At 49.3% G+C, this 12,792-nt stretch carries 10 protein-coding genes and 2 pseudogenes; 6 read left to right on the top strand and 6 right to left on the bottom strand.

Annotated features, from left to right (window positions below):
• Positions 1–13 precede the first annotated feature (13 nt).
• The 6 genes from EII41_RS03650 (at position 14) to EII41_RS03625 (ending at position 6,240) form a co-directional block, all read left to right on the top strand.
• A complete protein-coding gene (locus EII41_RS03650) occupies positions 14–760 on the top strand; it encodes an isoprenyl transferase (protein ID WP_124789472.1) in 747 nt (248 codons plus the stop codon).
• A 54-nt stretch (positions 761–814) separates the two neighbouring features.
• Complete coding sequence (gene bamA / locus EII41_RS03645; RefSeq protein ID WP_411292574.1) at positions 815–3,478, top strand: outer membrane protein assembly factor BamA; 2,664 nt, start codon at positions 815–817, stop codon at positions 3,476–3,478.
• Positions 3,479–3,557: 79 nt separating this feature from the next.
• On the top strand, positions 3,558–4,076 hold the full coding sequence (locus EII41_RS03640) for an OmpH family outer membrane protein (protein WP_124750821.1): 519 nt from the start codon (positions 3,558–3,560) through the stop codon (positions 4,074–4,076).
• Positions 4,077–4,141: 65 nt separating this feature from the next.
• Entirely contained in the window at positions 4,142–4,636 is a 495-nt protein-coding gene (locus EII41_RS03635; RefSeq protein ID WP_124789471.1) for an OmpH family outer membrane protein, read from the top strand.
• A gap of 80 nt (positions 4,637–4,716) precedes the next feature.
• Entirely contained in the window at positions 4,717–5,544 is an 828-nt protein-coding gene (murI, locus tag EII41_RS03630; RefSeq protein WP_124789470.1) for a glutamate racemase, read from the top strand.
• A gap of 15 nt (positions 5,545–5,559) precedes the next feature.
• On the top strand, positions 5,560–6,240 hold the full coding sequence (locus tag EII41_RS03625) for a M15 family metallopeptidase (protein WP_260425466.1): 681 nt from the start codon (positions 5,560–5,562) through the stop codon (positions 6,238–6,240).
• A 9-nt stretch (positions 6,241–6,249) separates the two neighbouring features.
• On the opposite strand, the gene EII41_RS03620 is transcribed toward EII41_RS03625, so the two are convergent.
• From EII41_RS03620 to EII41_RS03600, 6 genes and pseudogenes are all read right to left on the bottom strand, one after another.
• Positions 6,250–6,618, bottom strand: a complete 369-nt coding sequence (locus EII41_RS03620; protein WP_124750818.1) for a YccF domain-containing protein — start codon at positions 6,616–6,618, stop codon at positions 6,250–6,252.
• Positions 6,619–7,018: 400 nt separating this feature from the next.
• Positions 7,019–7,774, bottom strand: coding sequence for a metal ABC transporter ATP-binding protein (locus tag EII41_RS03615; RefSeq protein WP_124789469.1), 756 nt, complete (start codon positions 7,772–7,774; stop codon positions 7,019–7,021).
• Positions 7,775–7,786: 12 nt separating this feature from the next.
• A pseudogene (locus EII41_RS14510) lies at positions 7,787–8,569 on the bottom strand (metal ABC transporter solute-binding protein, Zn/Mn family); the annotation flags it as partial.
• Positions 8,570–8,668: 99 nt separating this feature from the next.
• Positions 8,669–9,886, bottom strand: a pseudogene (locus EII41_RS14505) (FtsX-like permease family protein); the annotation flags it as partial.
• A gap of 7 nt (positions 9,887–9,893) precedes the next feature.
• Positions 9,894–10,229, bottom strand: a complete 336-nt coding sequence (gene rbfA, locus EII41_RS03605) for a 30S ribosome-binding factor RbfA (RefSeq protein ID WP_124789467.1) — start codon at positions 10,227–10,229, stop codon at positions 9,894–9,896.
• Positions 10,230–10,454: 225 nt separating this feature from the next.
• Positions 10,455–12,710 carry a S41 family peptidase gene (locus EII41_RS03600; RefSeq protein WP_124789466.1) on the bottom strand — a complete coding sequence of 752 codons (2,256 nt, stop codon included), beginning with the start codon at positions 12,708–12,710 and terminating at the stop codon, positions 10,455–10,457.
• Between the last annotated feature and the right edge of the window lie 82 nt (positions 12,711–12,792).

The following is a 12,792-nucleotide window of genomic DNA, read 5'->3' as shown; positions in this document are numbered from 1 at the left end:
GGAAAAAGAAAAGATGTCAGTGATAGAACAGATCGACAGAGACCGTTTGCCACAGCACGTGGCAATTATTATGGACGGGAACGGCCGGTGGGCGAAAGAGCGCGGGAAAGACCGAAGCGAAGGCCACCGCGAAGGGGTCGTATCCGTGCGTAAGGTGGTGGAAGCGGCGACAACCCTCGGACTACGCTACCTGACGGTCTACACGTTTTCTACGGAAAACTGGAAGCGTCCCGAATCCGAAGTGCATGCGCTGATGGGGCTCATGGTAGCAGCCATTCACCGGGAGACACCGGACTTGATGAAGAACAACGTGCGCTTGATGGCTATCGGCGACTTGGATCGTCTGCCCCACGAGGTACGGACAACACTCGATGAGTGTCTGCTTCAGACGTCGGTCAATACCGGTACCACCTTAGTACTGGCCTTGAGCTATTCGTCGCGCTGGGAGATTTTGCACGCTGTAAAAGCACTGACCGAAGAGGCCGCTCGCGGACAACTTCGTGCCGAAGAGGTGACGGAAGAACTTCTCGCAAGCCGTCTGACTACACGCGATCTACCCGATCCGGATTTATTGATTCGTACGGGAGGAGAACAACGCATCAGCAATTTTCTGCTGTGGCAATTATCGTATGCCGAACTTTATTTTACCGATATATATTGGCCTGATTTCAGAGAAGAAGAATTATATCAGGCCATCCGGTCTTACCAACAGCGCGAACGGCGCTTTGGCAAGACAAGTGATCAATTAAACCAATCATAACGAATGATGTGTATGCATAAAAAAATACGCTTGATAGTGACCGCCCTGTTGGGCATGACAGTTTGGGGAGGTACGGCACAAGTAAACGGTACCGTACTCTCGGATCTGATTCCGTCGGAGGCGAAAGATACCGTAACACAGGGTGAAGTGCCTTCCATCTCTTATTCACTCACTCCGAAACGTTATACGATTGCCGGCATTCAGGTGACGGGCGCGAGGAACTATGACGATTTCGTGCTGATCGGCTTCTCCGGCTTGTCTGTCGGAGACGAGGTGTCGATTCCGGGCGATGAAATAACGGGTGCCGTTAAGCGCTTTTGGAAACACGGACTGTTCTCGGATGTAAAAATTCTGGCCACTCGTGTGGAGGATAACAAAGTTTGGTTGGAGATTCGCCTGAAACAGCGTCCGCGTATTGCCGAAATTCATTACAACGGCGTGAAGAAAAGCGAGCGTGAAGATCTGGAAGTCAAACTCGGCTTACGTAAAGGGCACCAGATCACGCCGAATGTCTTGGACCGCGCGGAGACGCTCATCAAGAAATACTTCGATGCCAAGGGCTTCAAAAACATCGAGGTCGACATGGTACAGCGTAGCGATGTGTCGAAAGAAGGCGAAGTCATACTTGAAGTCAATATCGACAAGAACCAAAAAACGAAAATACAGGAAATTCATCTCATAGGCAACGATGCCGTTTCGGATTTCACCTTGAAGAAAGCCATGAAGAAAACGAACGAGAAGTTCGATCTATCCAAGCGATTTAAGCTTAGCTGGATAGAACTTTTCAGCACGAAGAAATTCACGAGCGAAGAATATGAAAACGATAAAAAGAACCTGATCGACAAATATAATGAGTTCGGCTACCGCGACGCAACGATCGTGTCTGACAGTATTGTGACCATCAGCGATAAGCATGTAGACATTTATCTGACGATCGACGAAGGAAACAAATACTATCTCAAAGATATCCAGTTTGTAGGGAACACCAAATATCCGACCGAGCAATTGGCTACCCTGCTGAACATGAAAGCCGGCGACGTCTACAATCAAAAGAAACTGCAAGAGCGTTTGCAGTCTGACGACGACGCCGTTTCGAACGTGTATTATAACAACGGCTATCTCTTCTTCTATGCCGACCCGGTGGAAGTAGAAGTCGATAACGACTCCATTTCGCTCGAAATCCGTATTCAGGAAGGGCCGCAGGCGACGATCAACAAGATCATCATCAACGGAAACGACCGCCTGTATGAGAATAACATCCGCCGTGAGTTACGCACCAAGCCGGGACAACTCTTCAGCCGCGAAGACCTGATGCGTTCGGTGCGTGAGCTTGCGCAAACGCAGCATTTTGATCCGGAAAAGATGAATCCCGAGCCGATTCCCAATGCGGAGAACGGAACGGTAGACATCCGTTATAACCTCGTTTCGAAAGCAAACGATCAGGTCGAGTTCTCGGCCGGATGGGGCCCGACAGGGCTTCTGGGAAGACTGAGTTTGAAATTCAATAACTTCTCGATGAAGAATCTGTTCAATCCGGGCACCTATCGCGGCATCATTCCGCAAGGCGAAGGACAAACGTTCACCATCAGCGGACAGACAAGCGGTAAATATTTCCAGTCGTACAGCATCTCTTTCCTCGACCCGTGGTTTGGAGGCAAGCGTCCCAACACGTTCTCGGCGAGTGCCTATTATTCGAAGTTTACCGACTTCAACAGTCGTTACCTGAATGATCGTATCTCAAGTTATAACCCACTGCTGATGGGTGGCGGGTATTACGGCCGTTCGGGATATTACGGCGACGGCGGATCCGGTTTCTATGAATCGGCTTATGACCCCGATAAATATATGCAAATGGTCGGGGTGAATTTCGGATTTGGAAAGCGCCTGAACTGGCCGGACGATTATTTCTACGCGATGCTGACATTGAATTATCAGTTGTACAGCCTGAAAAACTGGGATCGTTCCTTTCTTATCACAAACGGCGTTTCCCACAAAGTCAGTGTGGATCTGAGCCTGCAACGCAGCTCTATCGACAATCCACTCTATACGCGTCATGGTTCGCAGTTCGTGGCTTCCGTATCGCTGACTCCGCCTTATTCGCTTCTCGACGGTAAGGATTATGCGAAGATCGCCGATCCTGCCGAAAAGCATAAACTCATCGAATATCACAAATGGAAATTTCAAGGCAAGGTCTTCTTCCCGCTCACTCCGCTGCCGCATAACAACGGCCCGAAACGTACGCCCGTTTTGATGTCGCGCGTAGAATACGGCTTTCTGGGTTATTATAACAAGAACAAGATTTCGCCGTTCGAAACATTTCAGGTTGGTGGCGACGGGATGACCGGTTATTCGAACTATTATGCGACAGAAATGATCGGCTTGCGCGGATACGACAACATGTCGTTGGCCGGGCAAAACGAACACGTTCTTCATGGCTATGCTTATTCACGCCTGTCGATGGAGTTGCGTTATCCGTTTATTCTGGAACCGTCGTCGACGATTTACGGACTGGCTTTTGTGGAGGCCGGAAACGCATGGGGCACGGTGAAAGACTTCCATCCGTTCGATCTGAAACGCTCGGCCGGTGTCGGTGTACGTATCTTCCTCCCGATGATCGGGATGATGGGAATCGACTGGGCTTACGGATTCGACAAGCCTTACGGGTATCCTAAAACCGGCGGAAGTCATTTCCACTTTGTCTTAGGGCAGGAATTTTAACGTAATTTAGAACGTACGAATCAAACCATCCACAAGTTTTAGAGTCAATAGGAACAGATCATTTTTAAGGATAAGGATTATGAAAAGAAAAAGTATTTTGCTCATAAGCATGGCGCTGTTATGCTCGGTAGCATCGATGGCGCAAAAGTTCGCACTCGTCGATATGGAATATATCCTGAAAAATATTCCGGCGTATGAAATGACGAACGAACAGTTATCGCAGCTTTCGAAGAAGTGGCAGAACGAAATCGAGACCATTCAGCAAGAGGCTCAGAACATGTACAAGACGTATCAGAGCGATCTGGTTTTCCTCTCGGCCGAGATGAAGACGAAGCGCGAAGAAGAGATCGTAAAAAAAGAGCAGCAGGCGCAAGAGCTGAAGCGGAAATATTTCGGTGCCGACGGCGAGTTGTATAAAAAACGCGAGAGCCTGATGAAACCGATTCAGGACGAGATTTACAATGCGGTCAAAGAGATCGCTTCGGACAAAGGCTACCAGATGGTCGTTGACCGTGCTTCGGCCGGCAGTGTGATCTTCGCTTCGCCCAAAATCGACATCAGTAACGAGGTGTTGATGAAATTGGGTTATTCGAAATAAATCCGTACCTTTGGACGCTTGTTAGAGAAAAACGAAATATTTAATTTTATAAAGATCATAGAGAAATGAAGAAGTTAGTAGTGCTGATTTTTATGCTCCTTCCGTTAGGAGTATTCGCACAGGACAAAATCGCGATTGTGAACACGGCCGACATTTTCAATGTCATGCCGGAAGTTTCTGCAGTCGAAAAACAACTGGCAACACTCAACGAACAGTATGAAAAGGAATTTGCGACGATGAAGGATGAATACACGAAGAAGTATTCGGAATATATGTCGCAGCAGGATTCGTTGACGGAAAACATCAAGCTGCGTCGTCAGCAGGAAATTCAGGATTTGGAAACACGTATTCAGAACTTTGTTCCGGTAGCTCAGCAGGAAATGCAGAAGAAACAACAGGAACTGTACGCTCCGATCCAGCAGAAGATGCAGGACGCCATCAAGGCCGTGGGCGACGAAAAAGGATACACCTACATCCTGAACCCGCAAGTATTACTTTACAAGGGTAGTAACGCGATTGACGCGACCGATTTTGTGAAAGCAAAACTCGGAATTAAATAAGGTTTTAAGGTTAGCATATCATAAGATTGGAAAGGATGCCTTCGCCCGTAGCGCGGACGGCATCCTTTTTCATAAGAAGAATGAAAGCAATCGGTATTTTTGATTCGGGTTACGGCGGCCTGACCATCTTCGAGAAAATCCGGAAAGAGCTTCCCGAATACGATTACATTTATTTGGGCGATAACGCGCGGGCGCCATACGGTCCTCGCTCGTTCGAAGTCGTTTATCAGTTCACGCGCGAAGCGGTGAAACATCTGTTTGATGAAGGCTGTCCGCTCGTTATTTTGGCATGCAACACGGCATCGGCCAAGGCCCTGCGAACGATTCAACAGCGCGACCTGCCCCAGTGGGAGGAACCGACACGGCGTGTACTCGGCGTCATCCGGCCGACGGTGGAAGTGGTAGAAAGCCTCAGCCGGACGAAACATATCGGGGTGTTGGGAACGTCCGGCACGATTGCTTCGCGATCGTATGCGTTAGAACTGGCCAAGCTGTTTCCGTCCGTCACAGTCGTCGGCGAAGCGTGCCCCATGTGGGTGCCGTTAGTCGAGAATAACGAGTTCGATTCGCCCGGAGCGGATTACTTTGTCAAGCAGCATATCGACCGTCTGCTGGCAAAAGACGAACAGATCGATACGATCATTCTTGGTTGCACGCACTACCCGTTGCTGCTCGATAAGATACGCCATTATCTGCCGGCCGGCATCACGCTTCTTCCGCAAGGAGAGTATGTAGCCGCGAGTCTGAAAGATTACCTGACACGTCATCCCGAAATGGATGCGCGACTGAGTAGGGGAGCACACTGCCGATTTCAGACTACCGAATCGGCCGAACGATTTTTGAGTATGGCCTCCTTCTTCCTAAAACAAACCATCGATGCGGTAGAGCAAGTCGCTCTGCCGGGATAAACCGATCCGATCATCATGATGTATAGACGTTCTCTCCTTCTACGCATTATATGGGTAATATCCGCCCTGCTTCCGGCAAGCCTGCATGCCCAATCGTTGGATGCTCGACTAAAAGCGGCGGGATACATCGATGTACGCGAAAGTGTTCCGGCTATCCGTGTACAACTCAAATATGCAACATCCGATAATTTCATGGGTCGCAGCGTCTATCAAGGAATGACCAAAGCATGGCTGCACTCCGACGCGGCACAGAAGCTACACCGCGCGCACCAGATCCTGCAACGCGAAAAACCGGGCTATGCGTTACTCGTATACGATGCCGCGCGCCCGATGTCGGTACAACGCATCATGTGGAACCTCGTGCGCGGCACAAACAAGACCTATTACGTGTCTAATCCGGCCAAGGGAGGCGGCTTGCACAACTACGGCATGGCCGTCGACCTGACCATTGTCGATGCTTCGGGGAAGCCGCTGCCCATGGGTACACCTTACGATTTCTTCGGATCGGAAGCTCATACCGACAACGAAGAAGCGCTTGTGCAGACGGGTAAAATCACCCGAAGCGAGCTGGAAAATCGTCGGTTACTGCGACGAGTCATGAAAGAGGCCGGCTTTCGTACCATTAAAAGCGAATGGTGGCATTTCAACGCGTGCTCGCGTGAGACGGCACGCGGCCGCTACCGGCTGATCGAATAAAAACGGAAATCATACCACGTGCTTGCCGAACGGGGTCAATGCCAATCCGGCCAGCTTAAAATGCTGCTTCCCGAAAGGAATGCCGATCAGGGTAAGGCAAAGCAGAATCCCAAAGAACAGATGGGTCAAGCAAATACTTAACCCGCCGAAAAAAAGCCAGAGGATATTCATGATGACCGACAGACAACCGCTCGAACCGCCGTGATCGACCACCCGTCGCCCGAACGGCCACAACATGAGTCCGGCCAGTTTAAGTGTTTGCAATCCAAATGGAATGCCGATAATCGTGATCATCATCAGGAGGCTCGCAAGCAGGTATTCGATGGCTGCGAGAAGGCCTCCGCAAATCAGCCAGATCAGATTGCCCAATGTTTTCATTTTATTCTATCCGTTTATGTCAATGACAGACAAAGATAATAAAAAACAGATAATCCGTATGCACCCTCCATCGGCTGCGGCACGTCCGACGGCGATCAAACATCCTCACGAAGTTTGCAGGGGCTTTCGACGACGATCAAACATCTTCGCGAAGTATGTGGGAACTTTCGACGACGATCAAACATCCTCACGAAGTTCACGGAGACTTTCGACGGCGATCAAACATCCTCACGAAGTTCGCGGGAACTTTCGACGGCGATCAAATATCCTCACGAAGTACGTGGGAACTTTTGATGGCGATCAAACATCCTCACGAAGTTTGCAGAAGCTTTCGACAGTGATCAAACATCTTCACGAAGTTCACGGAGACATCCGACCGTTATCATTGCTTCAAAAAGATTCAGTCGTGCCTCTTCAGAATACGGTGCGGCAATTCGCCATGCCCCACCAGCTCGATCGGACAACGGTACACTTCATCCATCCATTCTTCCGAGACATCGGCACCGGAATGATAATGCAGCGATTCGTTCACGCAAGCCACGTTCTTTACCAGCGAGAGCACCGTGCCTACATCGTGCGAGACGAGAACGACAGCCGTATCTTGATTGATCTCGCGCAACAAGTCATACAACTTAGACTCGAATTGCTGATCAACGTACGTATTCGGTTCGTCGAGGATTAGCATCTGAGGCCGCGAAACGATGGCACGTCCCAACATCACCCGCTGCAATTCGCCACCGGACAGTTCACCGATCGCTCGTTTGCTCAAAGCCTCTAATCCCATCTGTGCAGTCACTTCAGCTATGCGTTGTCGCTGCGATGTCGAAAGACGACGCACACCTCTCGTCCGTGCCATCAGCCCCGAAGCGATCACTTCACGTACTGAAATCGGAAAACGCTTGTCGATTTTGTTGATCTGCGGAAGATAGCCGATGTTCAACGACGCTACGGGCTGGCCGTCGCGATAAAAAGCAACGGTTCCCGTTACCGGCTTCAGCAGTCGCAAGATGACTTTGAGCAGGGTTGTTTTCCCGCCTCCGTTCGGGCCGATGATGCCTAAGAAATCGTTTTCCCATACCGTCAGCCCCACATCGCGCAAGACGACTTTCGTATCGTAAGCAGCCGTAATATGTTCGAGGGTAAGTAACTTGTTCATACGTAGTATCCGTTAAGGGGTTGCGAGTGATTGCGCGATACGAAGCATCTCCGTCTTCCAATCGGCCGACAACGGATTGATGGTTACGATGCGTGCCCCGATTTCAGCAGCCAACGACTCGGCATGCTTGCGGTCGAACTCCTGCTGCACGAACACGACTCGCACACCGGCTTCACGTGCCTCGTCGACAAGTTCCTTCATCGAAGCGGCCGAGGGCTCTTTGCCGTCAGCCTCGATCGAGAGCTGCGTCAGCCCGTACTCATCGGCAAAATAAGTCAGCGCCGGATGATAGATCACGAATGCGCGATGCGACAACGTATCGAGCATAGCGTGCAAGATACGCCCGGTGGAATCGATTTCGGCCGATAACGCACGATAATTCGCTTCGTAGTCCGACACGTGTGCCGGATCCATCGCACACAAGGCTGCCAGCGTATTACGAGCAATGATCTGCGCCGTTCGTGTAGCATTCCAGATATGCGGGTCGATGCCACCATGATGATGGTGATCATGATCGTGATCATGTGTATGGTCATGGTGAGCACATTGACCTTCTATCCATGTAACGCCTTCGGACAAATCGAAAACGCGCAAGTGCGGATTATTCTCCTGAATCGTCGGCATCCATGCCATCTCGAAACCGATACGTCCGATACGCAGATACGCCTTGCTCTCGGCTACGGCGATCATCTCGCGCGGCGTCGGTTCGTACGTTTCCGGACTTTGACCGGGCGGCACGACCGTATGTACCTCCCAGTGATCACCGGCAATGCGTTCGACGAAATAGCGCTGCGGCTCCATCGTCACCGTCAGGCGCTGTTCGTGCGATGTACCTTGTCCTCCGCAGGCCGTCAACAGCAACAGCGGCGCAATGAATGAGGCCAAAGTGCCTTTTTTCAACCATTTGCCACCAAGGTAACGCACCGGATACCACGACGACAAGCCGCCTATCACAAACACCGTAACGAAGATGGCCAAAATATCCCACGGCGCAATCCGTACCGGGTAATTGTCGCTGACAAAAGCCCCCGCAGTACCTAACTTGATGACGCCGTAATGTTGCTGAATCAGGCAAAGCAACACCCCGATCACGATACCCGCCAACGCGCCCAGTACAGGGATCATGCAGCCTTCGGTCAAGAAAATACGACGTATCAGACCGTCGTTCGCGCCCATACTGCGCAGCATCCGCACATCATCTTCTTTCTCGATCATCAGCATCGATAACGAGCTGACGACGTTAAACAAAGCAATCGTCAAGATAAACGCCAGAATCAGGAACGTCATCCATTTCTCCACCTGCATCATCTTAAACGATGCTTCCTGTTGTTCATAGCGGTTCTGCACCCGGAACCCGTCGCCGAGTATCGTGCGAATCTCCTGCTGCACGGCTTTCGTGTCGGCCTGTGAGGCAAGTTTTAACTCTAACGCCGACACCTCCTTCTCATAGCGAAGCATCGAACGCATCAGTCCGATGGGGAGAATCAGGTAATTTTCGTCGTACGAAGGCTGATTGAGGCAGAAGACACCACCGATGAACGCATATTCGATCTGAAACGAGGTGGCCGGATTAGCCATGTTCACCCGTTCATCACGCTTGGGAGCGTAGATTTCCATCGGCGACGTAAACGCGGCATTGACTCCTAACGAAGAAGCCAAACCAATCCCCATCACCCCGTACGATGTCTCGCCTTCCTGCAAGACGAAACGTCCGTCGACTAACACCGTATCGATCGAGACCATGCGGTGAAACACTTCCTCTACTCCTTTCGCCACGGCAACCTGTTGACGGTCTTGATAGCGTACCAGCACATGGTCCTGCAACACCCCGGTACACATCGCCACCTCTTTCAACTCCCTGACTTGACGTACCGCCGGCGTGTCGGGATCGAACACTTTTCCCTCTGTCGGTGTAATTTTCAGCTCCGGATCAAAGTTGCCGAACATCGACGCAACCAAATCGTTAAATCCGTTATAGACCGACAGCACACAGACAAGCGCAACGGTAGCGACCGCCACACTGCACACCGAAATCATCGAGATGATGTTGATGGCATTGTGCGACTTCTTCGCAAATAAATAACGGCGAGCGATAAAAAACGGAAGATTCAACGGATAACTATTTTTTTAAAAGATGGTCGATGTTATCCACATAATCGAGCGAATCATCGAGGAAGAAAATGAGCTCCGGAATCCTCCGCAGTTGGAGACGCACCCGCTGCCCGAGGTCGTAACGGATCGTCTTCTTATTTGCCTCGATGGCTTCCATCAGCGCCTGGCTCTTCTCCGAAGGGAAAATGCTCAGGAACACCTTAGCTACGCTCAAATCCGCGCTTACCCGCACGGCACTCACCGAAACGAGGGCGCCCGGCATCCCTTTCGTCTGTTTCTGAAACAGGTCGCCCAGTTCTTTCTGCAGCAACCTCCCGATTTTATTTAACCTTGTTCCTTCCATGTCTTGTCTTTTTAAATGAAATATATCACGACTTGTTTGTTCCTAAAAGAGAGCACTCATCGCCCCTGTAATCACAAAAACCAAGTTCAGATCCCCCTCTTACTTATGAAGTACCTGACAAAGGTACGATAAAAAAAGAAATTTCAACTCATCCGGCAAGAACGGATATTCTCGTCTCAGATATTGCTTCCCGAAAGCCATGCCACACCGCAAGACCGCGAAGCCCTATTCCTTCTCAATCACCTCAATCGCTTTTTCGAGCAGTTCGTCACGTCCTTCGGCAAGTCCTTTTACAGTGGGCTTGACTTCAATGTCCGGAACAATACCGATACGCTGGGTCTGACTTCCGTCAGGATAATAAACGCCATAGCCTGAAATCCATGTTTTTATTCCACCGGGAAGAAAAATATCCGATACTCTACCATCTGCTCCGGACGTTTGGCAACCGAGGATCACCGTGTTTTGCCCGGCTCGAAACATCATAGCCTGACCTTCTCCTTCACTTAATGTATTTTCATCGATAAGAACAACGACTTTTCCTTTATAAGAAGGCCCTTTGAACGGATAGACCGTATCGCACGGCGTGAAATAGAACTCTCCGGGATGATTCGGATTTCCTCGCGTGCATTTTCTGAAAGGTGTTTCAGACGAGACAAACCATGAACTTAACGTTCGACCAGCAAGAGTAGCCGGGCGACACCGAAGATCGATTACAATCCCTTTCGTATGTGCAAACACCTTCCGGATGACGGGAACATCCTCCTCTCTTAAAATCTCATCCCGAATAAATCCGATGTCTTTTCTTTTGCCTATCAATCCATGACGAATCGTATCGCTGGGATAAAATTCGATATAGTAAGGATGCAGCAAACGAATGCCTTTTTTCCGGCTTTCTCCCGATGAGAGATAGTTTAATCGAATAACAGACCGATTGGATCGAAGCATCTCAAACTCCATATTTTTCAATCGGGTCGGCTCGTTCGATGCCGGAAAATACATGCGTAAACTGTCGACGATGGCCTGAACCGGCTTTCCGTCAATATGAGTAATGATATCTCCCTTTTTCAGCCCCATCACGCTATCCGCCGCTTCGGTAGTCAGTACCGTGTCTCTCAACGCCCGATATCCCGAAGCGACTAATTTGTCTTCCGCAAAACGGACTTTTATCGGAGAATACCACCGGCCCCTTGAGCGCCATATTTCATCGCCTCCTTCGAGCAAGTTAGCCGCATGCGAATCGCGTATCTCCGCAATCATCCGCAAAACAGTCCGTTCGTATCCTAATCGATCGTTTATATCCATAAAGTATAGGATGTACTCAGCAAGTACTTCATCCCAATTTTTATCCGTCAGATATTTGGAAGGATAAAAATAATGCACCATATTCCAATAGCGATACAAAGCCAAGAGTCGGAATCCGGCATCGGGAACGGACATTTGCTCATACTTGTTTTCGTGCAAAAACAGCGGACTTCCGAAATGTTCGATCAGCACGTAATAATGATGTCCGTAATGCCTGTTTTGATAGATATACCGAAGTTTCTCTTTCAAGCCGTTGTCCATATCGCTGTTTTCGACCCATGTTAAATCGGGCTTTATAAATACCTCCCCTAAAACCGGGCGGTCGATTGTATTTAACGGGACAAAACCGAGTTTATCAATCCACTCGGATATCAAACGGTCTCGTTGTTTGTTATCAGCCGCTTGTAAATAATCGGGGAGAAAACGAAAGAGCTCGTAGTCCCAATTATATTCGCCTTTTGCGATGGCGGGATGATGATATTTCAGAAATCCCCATATTTTCCCCAAGAGAACCAAGTCGTCTGTCTTCTGTTGATTGAGATCGGAAAAGTCGATCATGGAGCCTTTGTCGAACTCCTCATCGCTTTCGGCGGCAAAAGGAGGTATTTCGTAAGGGGTAAGCTCCTCTATGTCCTTCCCGTCTACAGTCAACTTCAAATCATCGAACCATACCTTTCCGGTACCCGATAAAGAGACGCTTAGTATAAACTGTCGGGTGTTGGCCGGATTCATGTCCAACGTGAGTTCATATTTTTGCCAGTCGGATGTTTCGCTTACATTTTTTACAGTGCCGGACGCAACAAAGTTTTTCCCATCCGGATGATCAATGCCCATCCATAAAGAAGAAAATCCATCTGTTACCTCTTTGTTTTTGATATATCCCGACAATGTGATCTTTTTTCCCTGATAAGTATTCGGTACAAAAAACAGGATTCCTACTTCTGAATCCGGGTTATCTCCAGCATATTCGATGGAAACGGCATACTTCCCCGATCTCGTATGGAGGGAATCCAAGGAAATTTTGTAGTTGGAAGGTTTGCCTCTGCCATAGCCGGACCAACCTTGAGGAAATCCGGCTTCGACTTTTTCAAAATCCAGATTGTATGAATTCGTCTGCTGAGCTTGGCCGTAAACGCATGTTAGGAGCAATAACAAAAATGTAAAGTGTATGAATCTCATAATTTTCGATTTTTATCTTGCAAAGATGAGCATTTGAAATTCAATTAACAAATTACCCACCCTACAAAAAAACAACTGTATT

The organism is Tannerella forsythia, assembly GCF_003860135.1.
GTDB lineage: Bacteria > Bacteroidota > Bacteroidia > Bacteroidales > Tannerellaceae > Tannerella > Tannerella forsythia_A.
Note: the sequence above shows the minus strand (reverse complement) of the source record. Positions and strands in the feature narration are given on the sequence as shown.

Bases quoted from the DNA above. Each gene is read 5' to 3' on its own strand.
- EII41_RS03650 (WP_124789472.1), top strand. From the start codon at position 14: ATGTCAGTGATAGAACAGATCGACAGAGACCGTTTGCCACAGCACGTG.
- EII41_RS03615 (WP_124789469.1), bottom strand. From the start codon at position 7,774: ATGAACAAGTTACTTACCCTCGAACATATTACGGCTGCTTACGATACG.
- murI (WP_124789470.1), top strand. From the start codon at position 4,717: ATGAAAGCAATCGGTATTTTTGATTCGGGTTACGGCGGCCTGACCATC.
- EII41_RS03625 (WP_260425466.1), top strand. From the start codon at position 5,560: ATGATGTATAGACGTTCTCTCCTTCTACGCATTATATGGGTAATATCC.
- rbfA (WP_124789467.1), bottom strand. From the start codon at position 10,229: ATGGAAGGAACAAGGTTAAATAAAATCGGGAGGTTGCTGCAGAAAGAA.
- EII41_RS03635 (WP_124789471.1), top strand. From the start codon at position 4,142: ATGAAGAAGTTAGTAGTGCTGATTTTTATGCTCCTTCCGTTAGGAGTA.
- EII41_RS03640 (WP_124750821.1), top strand. From the start codon at position 3,558: ATGAAAAGAAAAAGTATTTTGCTCATAAGCATGGCGCTGTTATGCTCG.
- bamA (WP_411292574.1), top strand. From the start codon at position 815: ATGACAGTTTGGGGAGGTACGGCACAAGTAAACGGTACCGTACTCTCG.
- EII41_RS03620 (WP_124750818.1), bottom strand. From the start codon at position 6,618: ATGAAAACATTGGGCAATCTGATCTGGCTGATTTGCGGAGGCCTTCTC.
- EII41_RS03600 (WP_124789466.1), bottom strand. From the start codon at position 12,710: ATGAGATTCATACACTTTACATTTTTGTTATTGCTCCTAACATGCGTT.